Annotated in this window: 17 protein-coding genes, 1 tRNA gene and 1 pseudogene; 8 read left to right on the top strand and 11 right to left on the bottom strand. The window is 70.2% G+C overall.

The features are described from left to right. Positions 1-82 precede the first annotated feature (82 nt). From ACH4UK_RS01020 to pepN, 3 genes are all read left to right on the top strand, one after another. The gene (locus ACH4UK_RS01020) at positions 83-967 is read left to right on the top strand and encodes an AraC family transcriptional regulator (protein ID WP_398353971.1); all 885 of its coding nucleotides are present in this window, start codon (positions 83-85) and stop codon (positions 965-967) included. Positions 968-992: 25 nt separating this feature from the next. Beyond that, positions 993-1,343, top strand: a complete 351-nt coding sequence (locus ACH4UK_RS01015; RefSeq protein WP_398353970.1) for a chorismate mutase — start codon at positions 993-995, stop codon at positions 1,341-1,343. Positions 1,344-1,734: 391 nt separating this feature from the next. Beyond that, on the top strand, positions 1,735-4,281 hold the full coding sequence (gene pepN, locus ACH4UK_RS01010; protein WP_398353969.1) for an aminopeptidase N: 2,547 nt from the start codon (positions 1,735-1,737) through the stop codon (positions 4,279-4,281). 320 nt (positions 4,282-4,601) lie between these two features. Here the strand turns inward: pepN and ACH4UK_RS01005 are convergent, their stop codons facing one another. Next, complete coding sequence (locus ACH4UK_RS01005) at positions 4,602-5,042, bottom strand: hypothetical protein (RefSeq protein ID WP_398353968.1); 441 nt, start codon at positions 5,040-5,042, stop codon at positions 4,602-4,604. A 376-nt stretch (positions 5,043-5,418) separates the two neighbouring features. Between ACH4UK_RS01005 and ACH4UK_RS01000 the strand changes: the two genes are divergently transcribed. Continuing rightward, a complete protein-coding gene (locus ACH4UK_RS01000) occupies positions 5,419-6,879 on the top strand; it encodes a pyridoxal phosphate-dependent decarboxylase family protein (protein WP_398353967.1) in 1,461 nt (486 codons plus the stop codon). Continuing rightward, positions 6,876-8,303, top strand: a complete 1,428-nt coding sequence (locus ACH4UK_RS00995; protein ID WP_398353966.1) for a lysine N(6)-hydroxylase/L-ornithine N(5)-oxygenase family protein — start codon at positions 6,876-6,878, stop codon at positions 8,301-8,303. Before ACH4UK_RS01000 ends, ACH4UK_RS00995 begins: the two co-directional genes overlap by 4 nt. A gap of 72 nt (positions 8,304-8,375) precedes the next feature. Here the strand turns inward: ACH4UK_RS00995 and ACH4UK_RS00990 are convergent, their stop codons facing one another. After that, positions 8,376-10,196, bottom strand: a complete 1,821-nt coding sequence (locus ACH4UK_RS00990) for a bifunctional metallophosphatase/5'-nucleotidase (protein WP_398353965.1) — start codon at positions 10,194-10,196, stop codon at positions 8,376-8,378. A gap of 141 nt (positions 10,197-10,337) precedes the next feature. Here ACH4UK_RS00990 and ACH4UK_RS00985 point away from each other — a divergent pair, with 141 nt between their 5' ends. Continuing rightward, the gene (locus tag ACH4UK_RS00985; RefSeq protein ID WP_398353964.1) at positions 10,338-11,057 is read left to right on the top strand and encodes an SIMPL domain-containing protein; all 720 of its coding nucleotides are present in this window, start codon (positions 10,338-10,340) and stop codon (positions 11,055-11,057) included. A 120-nt stretch (positions 11,058-11,177) separates the two neighbouring features. Next, a complete protein-coding gene (gene pyk / locus ACH4UK_RS00980; RefSeq protein WP_398353963.1) occupies positions 11,178-12,617 on the top strand; it encodes a pyruvate kinase in 1,440 nt (479 codons plus the stop codon). 6 nt (positions 12,618-12,623) lie between these two features. Here pyk and ACH4UK_RS00975 read toward each other — a convergent pair. Then, positions 12,624-12,758: pseudogene (locus ACH4UK_RS00975) on the bottom strand (transcriptional regulator); the annotation flags it as partial. Positions 12,759-12,895: 137 nt separating this feature from the next. Beyond that, positions 12,896-12,970, bottom strand: a tRNA-Leu gene (locus tag ACH4UK_RS00970). A gap of 97 nt (positions 12,971-13,067) precedes the next feature. Here ACH4UK_RS00970 and ACH4UK_RS00965 point away from each other — a divergent pair. Continuing rightward, the gene (locus ACH4UK_RS00965) at positions 13,068-13,724 is read left to right on the top strand and encodes an ANTAR domain-containing response regulator (RefSeq protein ID WP_398353962.1); all 657 of its coding nucleotides are present in this window, start codon (positions 13,068-13,070) and stop codon (positions 13,722-13,724) included. 85 nt (positions 13,725-13,809) lie between these two features. On the opposite strand, the gene ACH4UK_RS00960 is transcribed toward ACH4UK_RS00965, so the two are convergent. The 7 genes from ACH4UK_RS00960 to ACH4UK_RS00930 form a co-directional block, all read right to left on the bottom strand. Beyond that, positions 13,810-14,526 (bottom strand): ABC transporter ATP-binding protein, encoded by a 717-nt coding sequence (locus ACH4UK_RS00960; RefSeq protein ID WP_398353961.1) that lies wholly within the window; start codon positions 14,524-14,526, stop codon positions 13,810-13,812. Continuing rightward, positions 14,523-15,455 (bottom strand): ABC transporter ATP-binding protein, encoded by a 933-nt coding sequence (locus ACH4UK_RS00955; RefSeq protein ID WP_398353960.1) that lies wholly within the window; start codon positions 15,453-15,455, stop codon positions 14,523-14,525. Before ACH4UK_RS00955 ends, ACH4UK_RS00960 begins: the two co-directional genes overlap by 4 nt. A 4-nt stretch (positions 15,456-15,459) precedes the next feature. Further along, positions 15,460-17,244 carry a branched-chain amino acid ABC transporter permease gene (locus ACH4UK_RS00950; protein WP_398354906.1) on the bottom strand — a complete coding sequence of 595 codons (1,785 nt, stop codon included), beginning with the start codon at positions 17,242-17,244 and terminating at the stop codon, positions 15,460-15,462. Between the two features lie 5 nt (positions 17,245-17,249). Further along, the gene (locus ACH4UK_RS00945; protein ID WP_398353959.1) at positions 17,250-18,179 is read right to left on the bottom strand and encodes a branched-chain amino acid ABC transporter permease; all 930 of its coding nucleotides are present in this window, start codon (positions 18,177-18,179) and stop codon (positions 17,250-17,252) included. Between the two features lie 117 nt (positions 18,180-18,296). Continuing rightward, on the bottom strand, positions 18,297-19,511 hold the full coding sequence (locus ACH4UK_RS00940; protein ID WP_398354905.1) for a branched-chain amino acid ABC transporter substrate-binding protein: 1,215 nt from the start codon (positions 19,509-19,511) through the stop codon (positions 18,297-18,299). Positions 19,512-20,146: 635 nt separating this feature from the next. After that, a complete protein-coding gene (locus tag ACH4UK_RS00935; protein ID WP_398353958.1) occupies positions 20,147-20,617 on the bottom strand; it encodes a PaaI family thioesterase in 471 nt (156 codons plus the stop codon). A 95-nt stretch (positions 20,618-20,712) separates the two neighbouring features. Then, positions 20,713-22,995, bottom strand: a complete 2,283-nt coding sequence (locus tag ACH4UK_RS00930) for an FdhF/YdeP family oxidoreductase (RefSeq protein ID WP_398354904.1) — start codon at positions 22,993-22,995, stop codon at positions 20,713-20,715. Between the last annotated feature and the right edge of the window lie 10 nt (positions 22,996-23,005).

The following is a 23,005-nucleotide window of genomic DNA, read 5'->3' as shown; positions in this document are numbered from 1 at the left end:
GGCGCGCACCCGGTCCATGGACAAAGATCGCTGCTGATTGGACGCAACGCGTAGGAGCCGATGCGCGGAAAGGAGGACCGGAATGCCGACCTACCACACCTGGATGCGCTTCTTCACGCCCAGCCCGCTCCACCACCGCCTCGGCCTCGTCTGCCTCGGCGTCGGCCTCCAGCACGGCGCGCTGCCCACCGTCGGCCCCCGCACCCTCGACCACCACGTCGCGGTGATCGTCAACTCCGGCACCGGCTGGTTCAAGGGCCCCGACGGCCGCCGCACCCCCGTCACCGGCCCCAGCCTCATCTGGCTGACCCCCGGCACCCCCCACCACTACGGCGCCGACCCCGGCACCGGCTGGGACGAGAGCTTCGTCGACTTCACCGGCCCCGCCACCACCACCTACACCGAGCTCGGCTACATCGAGCCCGAGCGCCCCCTCGTCCCGCTCTCCGACACCGCCGCCCCGCGCGCCGCCATCGGCCGCATCGTGCGCGCCGCCCGGCGCGGCAACCCCCTCCTGGAGGTGGAGACCGGGGCCGCCGTCCACGAACTCCTCGTCTCCCTGCGCCGTGCCCGCGCCGACATCGGCCCCGACGGCGACCCGGTGCTCCAGGCCCTGGCCCGCGACGCTTTTCAGCCACTGACCGTCGCCGAGCACGCCTCCCGGCACGGCATGACCCCCGCCGAACTGCGCACCGCCGTCCGGCGCGGCGCGGGATGCAGCCCCAAGGACTACCTGCTCGGCATCCGCCTGGGCCGGGCCAAGGAACTCCTCGCCGCCACCGATCTCCCCGTCGCCGCCGTCGCCCGCCGCGTCGGCTACGACGACCCCGCCTACTTCTCCCGGCTCTTCGCCCGCCGCGTCGGCACCGCCCCCGTCCGCTTCCGCGAACAGCAGGGCCGCAGCGTGCCCGGCGGCTGGAGCGACCGGGTGCCCGACCCGGACGACCCGCCGATGATCAGGCCGTGACGGCGGACGTCTAAGCTCGCTGACCATGAGTACGAGCGAGATCGACGCGTCCGTCCAGGCCGAGCTGAACCGGCTGCGCGAGAGCATCGACAACATCGACGCCGCCGTCGTCCATATGCTGGCCGAGCGCTTCAAGGCCACTCAGCAGGTCGGCCGCCTCAAGGCGGACCACAAACTGCCGCCCGCCGACCCCGCCCGCGAGACCCGCCAGATCGCCCGGCTCCGGCAACTGGCGCAGAACGCGAACCTGGACCCGGCGTTCGCCGAGAAGCTGCTGAACTTCATCATCGCCGAGGTGATCCGCCACCACGAGCGCATCGCCGACGAGGCGGAGAACGGCGACACGGGCGCGACCGGGACCACTGCCGGGGCCTGACCCGGCCTCCGCCGGGGCCATCGCCGGGGCCTGAGCAGGACCACCGCCGGGGCCACGACCAAGGCCTGACCGGGGCCACTGCTGGGACCCGACCGGGACCACCCCCGGGTCCGGAGCACCGCCGGGGCCTGACCGGCCCCCGCCGGGGCCCCCGCCGGGGCCTGAGCAGGACCACCGCCGGGGCCACCACCAAGGCCTGACCGGGACCACTGCCGGGACCCGACCGGGACCACTGCCGGGGCCTGACCGGACCACCGCCCGGGACCACCGCCGCGGCCCCACCGGCCCCGAGCCCCGCCCGGCGCCCGCGCCCAGCGTCCCCGCGAGACGTCCCGTCCGCCCAGGGAGAACCCCGCTGCGCCCGCCGTCCCCCGTACGGCAGCATGGGTCCATGTCCGTACTGACGCGCGACGAAGCGCAGACCCGAGCCCAGATCCTCGACGTGGAGCGGTACACGATCGCCCTCGACCTCACCACCGGCGAGGAGACCTTCGACTCCCGCACCGTCATCCGGTTCACCGCCCACGCGGCCGGAGACACCTTCGTCGAGGTCAAGCCCGCCACCCTGCGCTCGATCAGCCTCGACGGACAGTCCCTGGACCCCGCCCTCCTCGACGGCAACCGCTACCCCCTCACCGGGCTCGGCGCCGGCTCCCACGAGCTGCACGTCGACGCCGCGATGCACTACTCGCGCACCGGCGAGGGCATGCACCGCTTCACCGACCCGACCGACGGCGAGACCTACCTCTACACCCAGCTGTTCATGGAGGACGTGCAACGCGTCTTCGCCGCCTTCGACCAGCCGGACCTGAAGTCCGTCTTCGCCATCGACGTCACCGCCCCCGAAGGCTGGACCGTCCTCGGCAACGGCGTCGCCGAACCCACGGGGGAGGGCCGCTGGAGCATCGCCCCCACGCCCCCCATCTCCACCTACCTCGTCGCGGTCGCCGCAGGCCCCTGGCACTCCATCACCACCGAGCACGCCGGACTGCCCTTCGGCATCCACTGCCGTCGCTCCCTCGCGCCCCATCTGGACGCCGACGCCGACGAGATCCTCGACATCACCCGCGCCTGCTACGACCGCTACCACGAGAAGTTCGACGAGCCCTACCCGTTCGACTCCTACGACCAGGCCTTCGTCCCGGAGTTCAACGCGGGCGCCATGGAGAACCCCGGACTCGTCACCTTCCGCGACGAATTCGTCTACCGCTCCGCCGTCACCGACACCGAGCGCCAGACCCGCGCCATGGTCATCGCCCACGAGATGGCCCACATGTGGTTCGGCGACCTTGTCACCCTGACCTGGTGGGACGACATCTGGCTGAACGAGTCCTTCGCCGAGTACATGGGCTACCAGACGCTCACCGAAGCGACCGGCTTCACCGACACCTGGGTCGACTTCGGCGTCGCCCGCAAGGGCTGGGGCTACGACGCCGACCAGCGCCCCTCCACCCACCCCGTCGCCCCGGACCCCGACGCCGTCCCCGACACCGCGTCCGCCCTCCTCAACTTCGACGGCATCAGCTACGCCAAGGGCGCCTCCGCGCTGCGCCAACTCGTCGCCTGGCTCGGCGAGAAGGACTTCCTGGCCGGCATCAACGCCCACTTCGCCCGGCACAAGTTCGCCAACGCCACCCTCGCCGACTTCATCGACAACCTCGCCTCCGCCACCGACCGCGACGTCCACGCCTGGGCCCGGCAGTGGCTGCGCACCACCGGCATCGACACCCTCACCGCCGGCATCGGCGCCGCCGGGCCCACCGAGCCCACCGGCACCGCCACCGGACAGTCCTGGTCCCTCACCGTCACCCGGGACGGCTCCCGCCCCCACCGGATCACCGTCGGCGCCTACGACCACGCCCTCAACACCCAGGCGGGCCCCGGCCACCTCGCCCTGCGCGACCGCTTCGAGATCGACGTACCCGGCGACGGGGAGCCCGTCGTCCGCCCCGGCCGCCGCCCCGCCCTCGTCGTCCTCAACGACGGCGACCTCACGTACGCCAAGGTGCGCCTGGACACCGCCTCCTGGGACACCGTCCTGACCGGCCTGTCCGGCATCCCCGACGCGCTCACCCGGGCCGTCGTCTGGAACACCGCCCGCGACATGGTCCGCGACGGCGACCTCGACCCCGCCGCCTACCTCGCGACCGCCCGCACCCACCTCCCGCACGAGAGCGACCTCGCCCTCGTCCAGGGCGTCCTCACCTTCGCCGTCGGCCAGATCGCCGCCCGCTACGTCACCCCCGAAGACCGCCCGGCCGCCCTCGCCACCCTCACCGACCTCTGCCGCGACCTCATCCGCCGCACCGAGGACGGCTCACAGCCCGGCCTGCGCCTCATCGCCGTACGCCACTTCATCGACGCCGCCACCCAGCCCGACACCCTGCTCAGCTGGCTCGACGAAGGCACCGTCCACGGCGGACCCGAGCTCGACCCCGAGCTGCGCTGGCGCATCCTCACCCGCCTCGCCGTTCTCGGCGCCACCGACGAGACCGCCATCGCCGCAGCCCTCGAGGCCGACCCCAGCGCCACCGGCCGCGAGGGGGCCGCCCGCTGCCGCGCCGCCCTGCCCACCCCCGAGGCCAAGGCCGCCGCCTGGACCGCGCTGTTCACCGACGACAGCCTGTCCAACTACCTCTTCACGGCCACCGCCCAGGGCTTCTGGCAGCCCGGCCAGGAAGAGCTCCTCGCCGGGTACGTGCCCCGCTTCTACCCGGAGGCCACCGCACTCGCCGCCCGCCGCGGCCCCGCCATCGCCGAGGCCGCCGGACGCTACGCCTTCCCCGCGTACGCGGTGGACCCCGAGAGCCTCGCCACCGGCGCCCGAGCCCTGGAAGACCCGGCCCTCACCCCCGCCCTGCGCCGCAAGCTCGTCGACCAACTCGACGACCTCCGCCGCGCCCTCGCGGTACGCACGGCCACCACCCCGACCGGCTGACCCGACGCGTACGGCCGCGGGGGAGGGGACGAGGACCCGGGCCCCACCCCCACGGCCGTACGGACCACCGGCTACACGCACCACGGGCGGCACGAGAACCAACCAGCCGCCACCGCTGCCACCCCCGACACGGCTGTCGCCGTCCGGGGCGTCGCCCCCGGGGCCACCCGCAGCAGCACCGCCAACCCCCGGGTCGGCCCACAGCGGGCGCGGCCGCCCAAACCTCCCCCCGCCAGGCGTCACCAGCCCGGCGCACGGCGCAGCACGGCCGGCCGGTACGAGAGAGGGCCGCCTCGTCCAGACCCGCACGGGGCTGCCGCTCACCGCGCGGCTCCTGCCCTTCGCCACCCGGTACCGCCCGTGCACCGGGCACTTGGCACCGGGCATCGCGCACTGCGCACGACACCGTCCACTCCGCCGTACGCGCCCGAGCCCGGCAGCTCCGCAGCAGTGCCGCCGTACGGATCCATCCGCCCCGGCCAGGACCCTGCCACCGCCGGCCCCATCACGACCGCGAGTGCCGGTTCCGCGTCCAGGGCCGCGACGGCCGTGAGCGCTAGCTCCGGCACCCGGTCCGCGGCCACTGTGAGCGCCGGGTTCGGCACTAGGGCGGCGACTGCCGTGAGCGCCGGTTCCGGGTCCAGGGCCGCGACGGCCGTGAGCGCTAGCTCCGGCACCCGGTCCGCGGCCACTGTGAGCGCCGGGTTCGGCACTAGGGCGGCGACGGCCGCGAGCGCCGCCTCCGGCACCAAGGCCGCCACCCCCGTGAGCGCTCCGGAACCAGGGCCGCCACCCCCGTGAGCGCCGGCTCCGGCACCAAGGCCGCGGCCACCGTGAGCGCTCCGGCACCAGGCCCGCCACCGCCAGCGCCTGGTCCAAGGCCGCGCCACCCCCGTCAGCGTCAGCGCCGACACCACCGCATCCCAACGCGTCGCCCGTCCCCGTCCCGTCCGCCCCCACCCCCGCACGCCCATTCAACGCCCGCACACCCATACCATCCGGTCCCTCCCCAACCGGGCCACACCGGCCGCCAGTACCCCTTTCGAGTTCAGATCGTTGGGCTCTTCGGCCGCGCCACCCGAAACCCGGGACAAGCTGGCACGTCCACCCCCGCGCCCCCGAAGGACCACCCCACCCATGCCCACCCCGCCGCCCCTCGCCGGAGGCACCGCAGGCCCCGCCGCCCTGCGCCCCCTCATCGACACCGTCCTCACCGCCCTCCACGACGGAGCGGCCCTCCGCGGCGGGCCCCTCCCCGCCGGCGGGCCCGACACCGTCACCCCCCGCACCCGCACCGCCACCCACCCCCTGATCCCCGACCACGGCACCGGCCCCCACCACGCCCTGCGCTCCCTCGTCACCGCCCTCGCCGCGGGTGCGGCCGACCCCGCCCACCCCCACTGCGCCGCCCACCTGCACACCCCGCCCCTCGCCCTGGCCGCTGCCGCCGACCTCGCCGCCAGCGCCCTCAACCCCTCCATGGACTCCTGGGACCAGGCTCCGGCCGCCTCCGCCCTCGAAGCCGACCTCACCAGCGCCCTGGCCGCCGAGATCTACCCGCACACCCCCTCACCCGACGCCGTCATCACCACCGGCGGCACCGAGGCCAACCAACTCGCCCTGCTCCTCGCCCGCGAACGCCACGGACCCGTACAGACCATCTGCGGCGCCAACGCCCACCACAGCATCGCCCGCGCCGCCTGGCTCCTCGGCCTCCCCGAACCCGTCGTCGTACCCGCCCCCACCGGAACGCTCGACCTCGCCGCCCTCGACGACGCCCTCACCGAACTGCACCGCCCCCTCCTCGTCATCGCCACCGCCGGAACCACCGACACCGGCGAGATCGACCCCCTCGACGCCATCGCCGACCTCTGCACCACCCACCGCGCCGAACTCCACATCGACGCCGCCTACGGCGGGCCCCTCCTCTTCAGCCCCACCCACCGCCCCCTCCTCCGCGGCCTCGACCGCGCCCACAGCGTCACCCTCGACCTGCACAAACTCGGCTGGCAGCCCGCGTCCGCCGGCCTCCTCGCCGTACCCGAACACCACCACCTCACCCCCCTGCACCACCACGCCCCCTACCTCAACGCCGACGACGACACCGAAGCCGGCCTCCCCGACCTCCTCGGCCGCTCCCTGCGCACCACCCGCCGCCCCGACGCCCTCAAGATCGCCGTCACCCTCCAGGCGCTCGGCCGCACCGGACTCGCCGACCTCCTCGACCGCACCCTCGCCGGCGCCCACCACCTCGCCGACCTCATCACCCGCACCCCCACCCTCGACCTCTACGACCGCCCCACCATCAGCACCGTCCTCTTCCGCCCCACCGGAGCCGACGACCACACCGTCGCCACCGTCCGCCGCACCCTCCTCCAACGCGGCCACGCCGTCCTCGGCCGCGCCCGCGCCGAGGACCGCCTCTGGCTCAAGGCGACCCTCCTCAACCCCCACACCACCCCCGAGGACCTCCAAGCCCTCCTCGACCTCGTCACCCGCACCACCGCCGACCTGCTCACCCACCCGGCCGCACCGGCCCCCGCCGACGCGACACCCCACCCCACTCCTCACCCCACGGAAGGCGACACCCCGCGATGACCGACCGGCCCGCCCCCGAACCCGACCAGCCACACGACCTCGTCGGCATCGGCATCGGCCCCTTCAACCTCTCCCTCGCCGCGCTCGCCCACGCCATCCCCGCAGCGCCCGACGACCCCCGCCCCCTCGCCGCGACCTTCTACGAACAACGCCCCGCCTTCCACTGGCACCCCGGCCTCCTCCTCGACGGCGCCAGCCTCCAAGTCCCCTTCCTCGCCGACCTCGTCACCCTCGCCGACCCCTCCAGCCCCTGGAGCTTCCTCAACTACCTCCGCACCCGCGACCGGCTCTTCCCCTTCTACTTCGCCGAGCGCTTCCACATCCAACGAGCCGAATACGACGCCTACTGCCGCTGGGTCAGCGAACAGCTCCCCGACCTCCACTTCAGCCACCAGGTCGACGCCGTCCGCTGGAACACCGACCGCGCCCTCTTCGAAGTCGACTTCACCCAACTCGACCACGACGGCGAAGCCGAAGCCCTGGGCCGCGCCTACACCCGCCACATCGCCCTGGGCATCGGCACCGAACCCTTCGTCCCCGAACCCCTCAAGCCTCTCGCCGAAGCCGAGTCCGTCCCCGTACTCCACTCCGCCGACTACCTCCGCCACCGCGAACGGCTCCTCACCGCCGAACACATCACCGTCATCGGATCCGGCCAGTCCGGCGCCGAGATCTTCCTCGACCTCCTGCGCGCCCGCCCCGAAGGCGCCGAGAAGATCCACTGGCTCGCACGCACCGAGGCCTTCGCCCCCATGGAGTACTCCAAACTCGGCCTCGAACACTTCACCCCCGACTACAGCCGCTACTTCCACGCGCTCCCCGAATCCGCCCGCGACGAACTCGTCCCCCGCCAATGGCAACTCCACAAAGGCATCGACGCCGACACCATCGCCGCCATCCACGACGAGCTCTACCGCCGCACCCTCCACGGCGGCTGGCCCGACACCACCCTCACCCCCGGCGTCCACGTCCGCACCGCCGGCCGCGTCGCCAACACCCGCGTCGAACTCCACCTCGAACACACCCAGCAAGGCACCCGCTCCCGCCTCACCACCGACGCCGTCATCCTCGCCACCGGCTACCGCGAACGCCCCCTCGACGCCATCCTCGGCGGCCTCGACCCCTACCTCAGCCGCGACACCTCCCACCGCCCCCGCATCGACGACCAGTACCGCCTGATCCTCGACCGCTCCGTCACCGGACACGTCTACGTACAGAACGCCGAACGCCACACCCACGGAGTCGGCGCCCCCGACCTCGGACTCGCCGCCTGGCGCAGCGCCACCATCCTCAACAACCTCACCGGCGCCAACCCCTACCCCCTCCCCGACCGCACCGCCTTCACCACCTTCGGCCTCGCCCCCCAACCCCCCAGAATCCCCGCCCAGGCCCCCGCCCTCGTCCCCCTCAGCCAATCCATCTGACCGCCCCGGAACGCAGAGCGGCCCGGGACTCCGAACAACAGAGCCCCGGGCCACCGACACACCGGACAAGGACTACGGGAACACCGGCGCCCCATCACGCGTCAGACGCCACCCCACCGAAGCGAACGCCGCCGGATCCACCGACCCCTTCTCCCGCACCCACCCGATCATCGTGTTCCGGATCTCGTCCGAATTCGCCCACAACTGCTCGGCACCCGGCACATGCGGGAAATTCCCCCCACCGCTCGCCCGGTAGTTGTTCACCGCGAACACGAACCGCGCCGCCGGATCGATCGCCTTCCCCTCGAACGACAACCCCACGATCCGCGAACCCACCGGCTTCGCGATATCGATGTCATACGTCACGCCCGACACGGCGTCATAGTTGTAATCCGGAATTCCGTCCGCATTCGTCAGCTTCGCCGTGTCCACCGGACCACCCGCCGGGGTCTGCACGTAATACCGCGCCGAATACTCCAGATAGTCCTTCAACTGTGCACCCGTGAGCAGCCGCGCCTCCAGCGTGTTCTCGAACGGATACAGCCCCGCCGCATCCTTGATCGTCACCTCGCCGGCCGGAATCCCCGCCGTCCGGGAGAAGCACGAGGCCTGCGACAGCACCGGCAGCGCCGCGTACTCCCCACCCGCCAGGGCCGCCTGCACCGTCTCCGTCTGCACCTGATTGATCAGATCGATGATCGGCTCGTCCTTCCACGGCGCGTCCGCCGTCGACATCGCCACCACCGACGTACCGATGACCTGGTTGACGTACTCCACCACCTTGCGGTGCTCCGACCGCAGCAGCGACGTGACCTTCCGGTCCTCCGGCACGGTATTGGAGTTCAGCACCCGCGAACCCGCCTTCTCCACCGTCCAGCGGCCCTTCTCCCACACCAGATCGAAGTCGAACAAGGTCAGCCGCTGACCCCACTTCGCCGGCTCCGAGAGCACGACCTGCTTCCCCGTCTCCTTGTTCGTCACGAAGTGCTCGGCGATCTCCACATGCGCGTGCCCCACCAAGATCGCGTCGATCCCCGGCACCTGCTCCGCCACCAGCGCCGCCGCGTTCTCCACGTACGGCAACTGGTCCCCCCACGACGACGTCCCCGAAGACCCCGAATGCGCGGAGACCAGCACCACGTCCGCACCCATCGACCGAAGCTTCGGCACCCACTTCGCCGCCTGCTCCTCCAGCCCCGGGAACACCATCTTCCCGCCCACGTTCGCCTTGTCCCAGATCGCGATACCCGGATTCGTCAGCCCCAGCACCGCCACCCGCACATCACGCCCGCACGGCGTGCGCATCCGCTTGATGACATACGGAGCGAACGCCGGCCGCAACGTCTTCGCATCCAGCGCGTTCGCCCCCAGCAGCGGAAAGTCGCACTGCTCCTCGAACTTCCGCAGCACCGGAATGCCGTAGTTGAACTCGTGGTTCCCGAGCGCCGCCGCGTCGTAACCGATCACGTTCATCGCCTGCGCCATCGGATGCACCGGACCACGACGAGCCGTGATCGGGTCGACCTTCGCGTAGTAGTACGACAACTGCGTGCCCTGAATCGTGTCACCGGCGTCGATCAACAGCGTGTTCCGGCGGCCCTTCTCCCGGCGCACCTGGTCCACCAGCGTCGAGATCTTCGCCAGACCGACATCGTTGTGGGCGGAGTCGTCGTACTCCTTGTCCGTGAAGTAGTCCCAGTTGAAGACGTTCCCGTGCAGATCGGTCGTGCCCATCACCGTGAACGAGTACCGCTTGGCCGGCCGCCCGTGACCGTGGCCGTGCCCCTTCGCCTCCGCCGCCCCGGCCGACCCCGCGACCGCCCCGCCCGCCATCGCCACACCCGCACCGGCAGCAGCCGAACGGCCCAGAAACGTCCTACGGTTCAACGGCATCTCTTCACTCCTCGTTCAGTAGGGCAACGCGCGTAGATTCTGGCCCAGCCACCACCCCGCACAACACCCCACCCAGGTTTCGATCTGATGACCACGCGACACACACCACGACACGCCACCCCCCCGTGCCACAGTGAACGCATGACCGAAACCCCCACCCCCGCAACCCACCACCCCTACGGAACCCCCGCCACCCCCCGCGTCACCGTCCGCGGCGAAGCCCACCTCGAAGTCGACCCCGAAATCGCCCACATCACCCTCACCCTCACCGCCCGCGGAACCGACCGCCGCACCACCCTCGACGACCTCACCCGCCGCAACGCCACCACCCTCGACCTCATCAAGAGCTACGGCGACACGGTCGAAAAACTGGAGACCGGCACCCTCACCATCCGCCCCGAACTCACCCGCCACGGCCGCGCGGAACGCATCCGCGCCTACCACGGCAGCATCCAACTCACCGCCACCCTCAACGACTTCACCACCCTCGGCGAACTCGTCACCCGCCTCGCCGACCAGGACCTCACCCGCCTCGACGGCCCCTGGTGGGCCCTGCGCCCCACCTCCCCCCACCACGCCGCCGCCCGCCGCCAAGCCGTCCAGGGGGCCCTGCAACGCGCCCGCGAATACGCCGAAGCCCTCGACACCCGCATCGGCGCCCTCCTCGAACTCAGCGACACCGGCACCCAGGGCAGCCCCTTCATGGCCCGCGCCGCCTTCTCCTCCCAGGCCGTGTCCTACGGCGGCGCCGGCACGGAAGCGGCGGCCGACGCCGCACCCGTCGACCTCGAACCCGTACGCCAGACCGTCGACGCCCAGGTCGAGGCCTCCTTCACGCTCGTCCCGCCGAACCTCGGATAAACGCTCATCAGAGCACCCCGCCGCACAATTCAACACTTGTCAATAACCCTTCATCCAAAGGTTGTTGAGGTGTCATGCGGAGCCAAATACCTACCCGTAGGTAAGGTTTAGGCTCGAACCATGCGCAGAGCGAAAATCGTTTGTACCCTGGGACCCGCAACCGACACATATGACCAGATCAAAGCCCTGGTCGAAGCGGGAATGGACATCGCCCGCTTCAACCTCAGCCACGGCAGCTACGCCGAACACGAAGAGCGCTACCACCACGTGCGCAAAGCGTCCGAGGAGACCGGCCGCAGCGTCGGCATCCTCGCCGACCTTCAAGGCCCGAAGATCCGCCTCGGACGCTTCCGTGAAGGCCCCGTACTCCTTGAACGCGGCGACACCTTCACCATCACCGTCGAACCCCTCGAAGGCCAGGGCACCGGCGACATCTGCGGCACCACCTACGACGGCCTCGCCGCCGACGTCACCAGCGGCGAGCGCATCCTCGTCGACGACGGCCGCGTCACCCTCGAAGTCACCGGCGTCGACGGCCCCCGCGTCCACACCACCGTCATCGAAGGCGGCATGGTCTCCGACAACAAGGGGCTCAACCTCCCCGGCGTCGCCGTCTCCGTCCCCGCCCTCTCCGAGAAGGACATCGACGACCTCCGCTGGGCCCTGCGCATCGGCGCCGACATCATCGCCCTCTCCTTCGTCCGGACCGGGCGCGACATCGACGACGTCCACCGCATCATGGACGAAGAGGGCCGCCGCCTCCCCGTCATCGCCAAGGTCGAGAAGCCCCAGGCCGTCGACAACATCGACGACATCGTGGCCGCCTTCGACGGCATCATGGTCGCCCGCGGCGACCTCGGCGTCGAAATGCCCCTGGAACAGGTCCCGATCGTCCAGAAGCGCGCGATCAAGCTCGCCAAGCGCAACGCCAAACCGGTCATCGTCGCCACCCAGATGCTCGACTCGATGATCGACAACTCCCGCCCCACCCGCGCGGAAGCCTCCGACGTCGCCAACGCCATCATCGACGGCACCGACGCGGTCATGCTCTCCGGCGAGACCAGCGTCGGCAAATACCCCATCGAGACCGTGCGCACCATGTCCCGCATCGTCGAGGCCGCCGAGGAAGACCTCCTCGCCAAGGGCCTCCCGCCCCTCACCGAGCGCAACAAGCCCCGCACCCAGGGCGGCGCCGTCGCGAGGGCCGCCGCCGAGATGGGCGACTTCCTCGGCGCGAAGTTCCTCGTCGCCTTCACCCAGAGCGGCGACACGGTCAAGCGCCTCTCCCGCTACCGCTCACCCATCCCGCTCCTCGCCTTCACCCCCGACGAGGCCACCCGCGCCCAGCTCAACCTCACCTGGGGCGTCGAGACCTTCCTCGGCCCGAAGGTCGACTCCACCGACGCGATGGTCGCCCAGGTCGACGAGGAACTCCTGCGCATCGGCCGCTGCGCGAAGGGCGACGTCGTGGTCATCACGGCCGGCTCCCCGCCCGGCGTCGCGGGCTCGACGAACCTGGTCCGCGTCCACCACATCGGCGAGGACGACAGCCCGAAGTAGGGCGGCTCAGTATTTCGGCCCGACGTGCGCATCCATGAGGGCGACGGATGCCCGTCGGGCTACGGAGATGTTGAACGGATCGTTGCCACGGGCCAGGGTCGTCCACGCGACGCCCACGGCGGTGAGAGTGTCGCTGAAGAGCTCGCTCATGGGTTCCCACGTCGTACGTGCTGCCGAGTTTCGTCGCGCACGAGACGGTCCGGCGCGGAATGGCACGCGAGTACTCAGATCAAGTGAAGTTAGCTGAATCGCCCTACGCCTTGGAATCCAAGGAAAAGTGCCCCAGGTGGGATTCGAACCCACACTGTCCGCTGTTTGAGAGCGGCCTCTCTAACCAGTTGGAGTACTGGGGCCTTAGAAAGGAAGGGTCATTGCTGCCCTGCGCGTCACTACCTTACAGGAGCTAGGTAGGCTCGTGGCAGCAGTATCTGCCCCATAACAAGGAGCCCCGTGACCACCCCCGAGTCGCCCCAGCCCGTAGACGCCGCCGACGACGACAAGTCGCACGTCCCGCCGCTGACGACCCGCGTCGTCATCGCCGAGGACGAGGCGCTCATCCGCCTCGACCTCAAGGAGATGCTGGAGGAGGAGGGCTACTCCGTCGTCGGTGAGGCGGGCGACGGGCAGCGGGCCGTCGAGCTGGCCCGGGAGCACAAGCCGGACCTGGTCATCCTGGACGTGAAGATGCCGGTCCTCGACGGCATCTCGGCCGCCGAGAAGATCGCCGAGGAGTCCATCGCCCCGGTCCTGATGCTTACCGCGTTCTCGCAGCGCGACCTCGTCGAGCGGGCTCGGGACGCCGGGGCGATGGCGTATCTGGTGAAGCCGTTCAGCAAGAGCGACGTGGTGCCGGCCATCGAGATGGCCGTCTCCCGGTTCGCGGAGCTGAAGGCGCTGGAGAGCGAGATCGCGGACCTCTCGCTGCGGCTGGAGACCCGGAAGCTGGTGGACCGGGCGAAGAGCATTCTGCAGACGGATTACGGGCTCTCCGAGCCGGCCGCCTTCCGGTGGATCCAGAAGACGTCGATGGACCGCCGGATGTCGATGCAGCAGCTGGCGGAGGCGCTGATCGAGGACGCCGAGGAGAAGAAGAAGTCGGCCGAGTAGCCGCGTACGCGACGACGAGAGGTCACGCGAGAGGCCCGCACCCCGGAAGATCGGGAGTGCGGGCCTCTCGCGTACGGCAGGGACGTCAGTCCTCGCCGAGGTAGGCCTTGCGGACCGACTCGTCGTGGAGCAGGTCCGAGCCCGCGCCGGAGAGGACGATCTTGCCGACCTCCATGACGTGGCCGTGGTCCGCGAGGGACAGGGCGGCCTGGGCGTTCTGCTCGACGAGCAGGATCGTGGTGCCCGACGCCTTGAGCTCGACGATGGTCTCCATGATCTTCTGCATCATGATCGGGGAGAGCCCCATGGAGGGCTCGTCGAGCATGAGCAGCTTGGGCTGGGACATCATGGCCCGTCCCATGGCGAGCATCTGCTGTTCGCCGCCCGAGAGGGTGCCCGCGGCCTGCTTCCGGCGTTCCCCGAGGATGGGGAAGAGGTCGTAGGCGCGCTGGACGTCCTTCTCGATGCCTGCCTTGTCGTTGCGGAGGTAGGCGCCGAGGAGGAGGTTCTCGGTGATCGTCAGCCGGGGGAAGATGTGGCGTCCCTCGGGGGAGTGGGCGATGCCGAGGGAGACGATCTTGTGGGCGGGGATGTCGGCCAGCGGCTTGCCCTCGAAGAGGATGCGGCCGCCGAGCGGCTTGAGCAGCCCGGAGAGGGTGCGCAGGGTGGTGGTCTTGCCCGCGCCGTTGGTGCCGATGAGGGTGACGACCTGGCCGGCGTCGACGGTGAAGGAGATTCCCTTGACGGCTTCGATCTTGCCGTAGGCGACCCGGAGGTCTTCGACCTCTAGCAGTGCGGTCATCGGGTGCCCTCCTCATCGGTGCTGGTGGTGTCGGGCGTGGTGTCCTTCGCGGTGCCGGTGGCAGGGGCCGGAGTGGCGTGGGCCGCGGCTTCCGCTTCGGCTGCTTCGACCTCGGCGACCTCTTCGGCGCCGGGGGCGCCTTCGAAGGGGGTGCCGAGGTAGGCGGCGACGACGCGTTCGTCCGCCTGGACGTCGCCGGGGGTGCCTTCGACCAGTTTCTCGCCCTGGACGAGGCAGGCGACGCGGTCGCAGAGGTTGAAGATGAACCGCATGTCGTGCTCGATGACGAGGACGGCGATGCCCTGGTCCCGGATGGCGAAGATGAGCTCTTCGGTGACGCGGGTTTCCTGGGGGTTCATGCCGGCGGTGGGCTCGTCCAGGAGGAGGAGTCCGGGGTCGCTGGCGAGGGCGCGGGCGATCTCCAGCTTGCGCTGGTCTCCGTAGGGGAGGTTGCGCGCGAGGTGGTCGGCCTTGTCCTGGAGGCCGATGAACTCCAGGAGTTCCATGGCGCGTTCGCGGCTGGCGTCTTCTGCCTTGTGGTAGCCGGGGAGGCGCAGGAGGGCCGACCAGAGGCCTTCCTTGGTCCGGGTGTGGCGTCCGACGAGGACGTTCTCCAGGACGGTCATGTTGGAGAAGAGCCGGATGTTCTGGAAGGTGCGGGCGATGCCGGCCTTGGTGACGAGGTGGGGCTTGGGCGGCAGGACCGTGCCCTTGTAGCTGACCTTGCCCTCGGTGGGGATGTAGAGGCCGGTGAGGCAGTTGAAGAAGGTGGTCTTGCCGGCGCCGTTGGGGCCGATGAGACCGACGATCTCGCCGCTGTTGACGGTGAGGTCGACGTTGCGTACGGCGGTGAGTCCGCCGAATCGCATGGTGACGCCGCTGGCGTCGAGGACCGTGGTGGTGGCCGGGGTGGTCGTTTCGGTGGTCATGTGATCACGCCCCCGCCTTCGTGATGCCGGCGGCCTGGTCGGTGAGTGGGACGTCCGGTGGGACGTCGAGTTGGCCGGTCTCGTGGAACTCGAGCTGCTTCCTGCGGTCGGCGACGAGTCCCTCGGGGCGGAAGCGCATCAGGAGGATGAGCGCGATGCCGAAGAGGAAGAGCTGGTAGTCCTGCATGAACTGCAGCTTGGCCGGGATGAGGTAGAGCAGCGCGGCGCCGACGAGGGGTCCGCTGAGGGTTCCCATGCCGCCGAGGATGACGGCGGCGAGGAGGAAGGCGGAGTTGGGAGGCACGGAGCCGGCGAACTGGTACTGCTCGGGCGTCACGGTGTAGGAGACGTGGGCCTGGACGGTGCCGGCGAGTCCGGCCAGGGTCGCGCCGAGGGCGAAGGCGAGCAGCTTGAGCCGGAAGGCGTTGATGCCCATGGCGGTGGCTGCGGTCTCGTCCTCGCGGATGGCGACCCAGGCGCGGCCGATGCGGGATTCTCCGGAGCGTCGGAAGACCAGGACGACGACGGCGGTGAAGACGAGCATCAGCAGGTAGTAGTTGGCCGACCTGCCGAGGGTGAACCCGGCGATGTCGTGGCTGATGCCGAAGTCGAAGCCGAAGAGGTTGAGGTCGGGGATGCTCGGGATGCCCTGGGAGCCGTTGGTGAGGTCGGGGCCGCTGACGCCGTTGAGGGCGTTGACGGTGAGCCGGAAGATCTCACCGAATCCGAGGGTGACGATGGCGAGGTAGTCGCCGCGCAGTCGCAGGGTCGGGGCGCCGATGACGACGCCGAAGACGAGTGAGGCTGCGGCGCCGGTGAGGACGGCGGCCCAGAAGGGGAACTGGACGCCGACGGGGGACAGCGGGGAGCCGGAGACCAGGGCGGCGGCGTAGGCGCCGACGCCGAGGAAGGCGACGTATCCGAGGTCGAGGAGGCCGGCGAGGCCGACGACGACGTTGAGGCCGAGTGCGACGGTCGCGAAGATGAGGATGTTCGCGCCGATGAGGGCGTACTGCTCGTTCTGCTGGGTGAAGGGGAAGCAGAACGCGGCGACGAGCGCGGCGACCAGGGTGACGTTGCGGTGCTTGGTGGTCAGCCGGGTGATCCGGGCGATGAGTCCGGCCCGGGTGAGCGCGGTGAAGCCGAACGCGACGCTGATGATGTAGCCGAGGAAGAGTTCGGCGTACTCGGTGTCGATGCCGTACGTGAAGACGTAGAGGGCGACGCCGAAGGCTCCGGCGATGATGAGGATCTCGGCCCAGTTGGGGAGTTCCTTGGCGCGGGTGGGCGCGGGGGCCCGGAGGCTGTTGACGAGCCGGTTGAGCGGGGTGGGGCGGGTGGTGTCGTCGAGTTCCTGGTCGTTGGGGAGACCGAGGGCGGCGACGGTGGCGATGATGGCGCCGGTGAGGCTGACCCAGGCTCCGGGTTCCAGGTTGACGACGCCGCCGAGCTTGACGGCGATGGCGCCGATGGTGAAGCCGGTGGTGCCGAGGACGCCGAGTGCGGCGAGCCGGACGGGGCTGTTGGCGCCGCCCGGGGTGAGCCAGCCGAGGCCCTTGATCCCGTAGCCCGAGAGGGCGAAGAGGAGGGTGAGGACGGCGCCGACGAGGGTGAGGACCTGGAGGCCGCCGGGGTAGCCGGTGACGGTGAGGTCGCCGGGGAACTCGGCGGTCCAGGTCCAGGCGAGGAAGGTGCCGATGAGGGCGATGGCCGCGCCGGCGGTGGTGAGGTGGCGGGCGGCGGGCAGCGCGATGAGGGCGCTGTTGGTGGGTGTGGTCTTGGTGGTCATGGTCATCACGCCCGATCCGCGACGCGTTCGCCGAGCAGGCCCTGGGGGCGTACGAGGAGGACGATGATGAGGAGGGCGAAGGCCCATACGTCCTTCCAGGCGCCGCCGCCGAAGAGTTCCATGCCGGGGACTTCGCTCATGTAGCCGGTGGCGAGGGCTTCGGCGACGCCGAGGACGATGCCGCCGAGCATGGCGCCGTAGATGTTGCCGATGCCGCCGAGGACGGCTGCGGTGAAGGCCTTGAGGCCCATGATGAAGCCCATGCGGAAGCCGATCTGGCCGTTCTTGAGCCCGTAGGCGACGGCGGCGACGGCGGCGAACGCGGCACCGATGGCGAAGGCCATGACGATGATGCGGTCGGTGTTGATGCCCATGAGCTTGGCGGTGTCGGGGTCCTGCGAGGTGGCCTGCATGCCCCGGCCGGCTCGTGTCTTGGAGACGAAGAAGCCGAGGGCGAGCATGCACAGGGGGGCCGCGACGAGGACGAAGATGTCGCCGCGCTGGATGGTGGCGCCGAGGACGTCGAAGGATTCGCCTTCGAACTGGGGGAAGGAACGATCCTTCGTCGCGTTGGGGTACCACATCCATACCGCTTGCTGGAGGGCGAGGGAGAGCCCGATGGCGGTGATGAGTGGTGCCAGTCGTGGCCCGCCGCGCAGGGGCCGGTAAGCGAAGCGTTCGGCGGCCATGCTGATGGCGACGGCGGAGATGACGCCGCCGACGATCATGAGGGGTATCGCGGCTATGAGGGAGAATCCGGACGGAAGCCCGAGGTAGACCGTGAGGGCTCCGAAGCCCCCGATCATGAAGATCTCGCCGTGCGCGAAGTTGATGAGCTGGATGATTCCGTAGACCATCGTGTAACCGATCGCGATGAGACCGTACATCGCGCCGAGGATGAGTCCATTGGCCAGCTGTTGCGGCAGTTCGTTCACCGCAGGGCCTCCGTGGAGTGGTTCGGATATGGCACCGCGCGGGAGGGCTCGTAGCGCTCCCGCGCGGTCTGGTTGCTTTGTGTGACGGTGGCGGGGTCGTGGCCCGGCCGGTGGTGACTACTCGACGGTGCCGCTGACCTTGGAGACCCACTTGCCGCCAGTGACCTGGTAGGCGGTCATCAGGGTGTTGGTGGTGTCGCCGAACTCGTCGAAGGAGACGGGGCCGGTGACGCCCTCGAACTTGACCTTGTCCATGGCCGCGAGGACCTTGGCGCGGCCGTCGTCCGCGGGGATCTTGCCGTCGTTCTCGGCGGCGACGATCTTGACGGCCTCGATGATGGACCAGGCGGCGTCGTAGGTGCCGCCGCCGTAGGCCTCGTAGGCGTCCTTGTAGCCGGCCGTCTTGTAGTCCGCGATGAACTTCTTGGCGGACTCGAGCTCTTCGACGGGCTTGCCGACCGAGGTGGCGATGTCGCCTTCGGCCTTCTTGTTCAGCGAGATGAAGTCGGCGCTGTACATGCCGTCGCCGCCCATGAAGGGGATCTTGACGCTGTCCTTGATCTGCTGGCTCAGGGGGGCGCCGGCGGGGTATTCGCCGCCGTAGTAGACGGCCTTGGCGCCGGAGCTCTTGACCTTGGTCGCGACGGAGTTGAAGTCGCGGTCCTCGGGGTTGATGTGGTCGTTTCCGACGATCTTGCCGCCGAGCTCGGTGTACTTCGCCTTGAAGGAGGCGGCGAGGCCGGCGCCGTAGGGCTTCTGGTCGTCGATGAGGTAGACGTTCTTGACCTTCGCGGTCTCGAACAGGTACTTCGCCGCGAAGGCGCCCTGGATCTGGTCCGTGGTGGAGGTACGGAAGTAGGACGCGTACGGGCGCTTCTTGTCGCCGGTCTTCCAGTCGTTGCCCTGGGTCAGCTCCGTGCCGGTGTTGGCGGGGGAGACCTGGGTCAGCTTGGCGTCGTTGAGCGGCTTCTGCATCGACTGGGCGACGCCCGAGTTCAGCGGGCCGACGACACCGAGGACCTCTTTGGTGCCGATGAGCTTGACGGCGTTCTGCTGGCCGACGGAGGGCTGGGCCTGGTCATCGAGGGCCTGCAGCTTGAAGGTGACGCCGGGAACGGTCTTGTCCTTGTTCGCCGTCTTGACGGCAAGCTCGGCGGAGTTCTTGATGCCGAGGCCGAGGGCGGACAGGTCACCGGTGAGCGGGGCGTCGAGGCCGATGACGACCGTCTGGTTGCCTCCGCCGTCGCCGCTGCTGCTGTTGCTGTCGTCGCGCGAACCGCAGGCGGTGAGGGTGAGTGCTCCGGTGGTGAGCACTGCGGTGAGTATGAGCAAAGAACGGTGTCGCACGAAAAGTCCTTTCCCTGGCGCGGCCTCCTCTGCTTGAGGTGCCGTGTCGATCGCCGGGCCGTACTGGGTTGGTACAGGGCCGTGCAGCAGACGCGCCCGGCGGCGCGGTGACTGGCGGTGACTCTAAGCGCAGCCGGGGGCCACCGGGACAGGTCGGCGGCGGATGTGACTCTCTTGTTATGCCCTTGAGCAAGGCTTGAGGTTCCTGTGAGGACATGTGCGGGTTTCGCCCGGAGTGTGAAAGGACCACATGCTGAGAACGCGCAGCTCTGCTAAGGGGCTTGAGGTGATCTTGGTGCTGACGCGGTTCAGCGGTCGGGGAGGGCGCGGCGAAGCGTGCCGGGCGCCTCGGGCCGGGGTGCGCAGCGGGATCCCCTCATGCTCGCCTGTTACGCAGTGTTACATCGGTCTCCGGGTCCCTCGGGGCTGTCGAGGCCGATGTGGCTGCTGAGTGGCTCATGGAACGCGCTGTGACGTCAAGGGTGTTGACCGAGTGTGTTGGTCAACACCCTTTCTTTGGTGGAGATATGGCACTGCCCGGCCGGAATGCGCGTGGTGCGACTCCGGTCGGGCAGGCGGGGTTTCGCCGTGGGGGCGAGGGGGTTGGTCCGGGCCGGGGCTCAGCCGGCTTCGGGGCGGGGGACGTCGCGGAGCAGGCAGGTGAGGCGTGCGGTGCAGACGCGCCGGTCCTGCTCGTCGGTGATGACGATCTCGTACGTGGCGGTGGAGCGGCCCCGGTGTACGGGGGTGGCGACGCCGGTCACGAGGCCGTCGCGGGCGCCGCGGTGGTGGGTGCAGTTCAGGTCGACGCCGACGGCGAGCTTGGAGCTTCCGCCGTGGAGCATGGAGCCGACGGACCCGAGGGTCTCGGCGAGGACGGCGGAGGCGCCTCCGTGCAGGAGTCCGTAGGGCTGGGTGTTGCCCTCGACGGGCATGGTGCCGACCACGCGGTCGGCCGCGGCCTCGACGATGGTCACGCCCATGCGCTCGCCGAGGCTGCCGGCGGAGAACAGGGCGGGCAGGTCGACGCCGAGTGCCGCGTACTCGTCGATGACCTCCTGCGGGAGGAGGGGTGCGGTGGGCTCGCCCATGGGTCCGGCTCCGATCGTCTGCGCTGGTTCGTTGCTGTCTGCACTGTTCTTATCAGACGGCTGAGCGAACGCTTAGGGGGATGGGGGTGCCGGTCTCAGCGGGGGGCCCGTGGGTTCTCGAAGCGGACGACGACCGATTTGCTGGCCGGGGTGTTGCTGGTGTCGGCGGTGGAGTCGAGCGGGACCAGGACGTTGGTCTCCGGGTAGTAGGCGGCGGCGCAGCCCCGTGCGGTGGGGTAGTGGACGACGCGGAAGCCGTCCGCGCGGCGTTCCACGCCGTCCTTCCACTCGCTGACGAGGTCGGTGTACGCGCCGTCGGCGAGGCCGAGGGCGGCGGCGTCCTCGGGGTTGACCATGACGATGCGGCGGCCGCCCTTGATACCCCGGTAGCGGTCGTTCAGGCCGTAGATGGTGGTGTTGTACTGGTCGTGGGAGCGCAGTGTCTGCAACAGGAGCCGGCCGTCGGGGAGTTCGGGGAACTCGACCGGGGCGGCGGTGAAGTTGGCGCGGCCGGTGGCGGTGGGGAAGCGGCGCTCGTCGCGGGGGGCGTGGGGGAGGGTGAAGCCGCCGGGGCGGGCGACGCGGGTGTTGAAGTCCTCGAAGCCGGGGACCACGCGGGAGATGCGGTCGCGGATCGTGGCGTAGTCGCGCTCGAAGGCCTCCCAGTCCGTACGGGAGCCGGGGCCGAGGACGGCGCGGGCGAGGCGGGCGACGATGGCGGGTTCGGAGAGCAGGTGGGGGCCGGCGGGGGTGAGGTTGCCGCGTGAGGCGTGGACCATGCCCATGGAGTCCTCGACGGTGACGAACTGCTTGCCGCCCGCCTGGACGTCCTTGTCGGTGCGGCCCAGGGTGGGCAGGATCAGCGCGCGGGCGCCGGTGACCGCGTGCGAGCGGTTGAGCTTGGTCGATACGTGGACGGTGAGGCGGGCGCGCCGCATCGCGGCCTCGGTGACGGTGGTGTCCGGGGTGGCCGCGACGAAGTTGCCGCCCATGGCGAAGAAGACCTTCGCCTCGCCGTCGCGCAGCGCCTGGATGGAGCGCACCACGTCATAGCCGTGGTGGCGCGGCGAGGTGATGCCGAACTCCTTGTCGAGGGCGTCCAGGAAGGCCGGCGCGGGCCGTTCGAAGATGCCCATGGTGCGGTCGCCCTGGACGTTGGAGTGGCCGCGGACCGGGCAGACCCCGGCGCCGGGGCGGCCGATGTTCCCGCGCAGCAGGAGGAAGTTGACGACTTCGCGGATCGTGGGCACGGAGTGCTTGTGCTGGGTGAGTCCCATCGCCCAGCAGACGATGGTGCGTCGGGAGGCGAGGACCAGGGCGAGGGCCTGCTCGATCTCGGCGCGGGTGAGGCCGGTCGCGGTGAGGGTCTCGTCCCAGTCGGCGGCTTCGGCGGCTTCGGCGAACTCCTTGTAACCGTGGGTGTGCTCGGCGACGAAGGCGGTGTCGACCGCGCCCTCGGTGGCGAGTATCAGTTTGTTGAGGAGGCGGAAGAGCGCCTGGTCGCCGCCGATGCGGATCTGGAGGAACAGGTCGTTGAGCGCGGTGCCCCTGATCATGCCCTGCGGGGTCTGGGGGTTCTTGAACCGCTCCATCCCGGCTTCGGGGAGCGGGTTCACCGAGATGATCTTCGCTCCGGAGTTCTTGGCCTTCTCCAGGGCGGAGAGCATCCGGGGGTGGTTGGTGCCGGGGTTCTGTCCGGCGACGATGATCAGGTCGGCCTGGTGGAGGTCCTCCAGGGAGACGCTGCCCTTGCCGACGCCGATGGTCTCGGTGAGCGCCGAGCCGGACGACTCGTGGCACATGTTGGAGCAGTCCGGCAGGTTGTTGGTGCCGAACTCGCGGGCGAAGAGCTGGAGGAGGAAGGCGGCTTCGTTGCTGGTGCGCCCCGAGGTGTAGAAGAGGGCCTCGTCGGGGGAGTCGAGGGCGGTCAGCTCCTCGGCGATGATCGCGAACGCCCGTTCCCAGGTCACCGCCTCGTACCGGTCGGCGCCCTCGGGGAGGTACACCGGCTGGGTGATCCTGCCCTGCTGGCCGAGCCAGTAGCCGCTGCGCTCGGCGAGGTCGGCCAGGGAGTGCTCGGCGAAGAAGTCGGGGGTGACGCGGCGCAGCGTCGCCTCCTCGGCGACGGCCTTCGCGCCGTTCTCGCAGAACTCGGCGGTGTGCCGCTTGTCGCCCTCCGGCCAGGCGCAGCCGGGGCAGTCGAAGCCGTTCTTCTGGTTGACCTTGAGGAGGGTCTGGGCGGTGCGGCGCACCCCCATCTGCTGTTGGGCGATGAGCAGGGAGTGGGCGACGGCGGGCAGGCCGGCGGCGGCGTGCGGGGCCGCCTCGACCTGCGGGGCGTCCTGGACCGGGTCACCGGTCGGCGGTTTGGTGGCCATGATGCTGCTC

Source organism: Streptomyces sp. NPDC020884, from assembly GCF_044333935.1.
Classification (GTDB): domain Bacteria; phylum Actinomycetota; class Actinomycetes; order Streptomycetales; family Streptomycetaceae; genus Streptomyces.
Note: the sequence above shows the minus strand (reverse complement) of the source record. Positions and strands in the feature narration are given on the sequence as shown.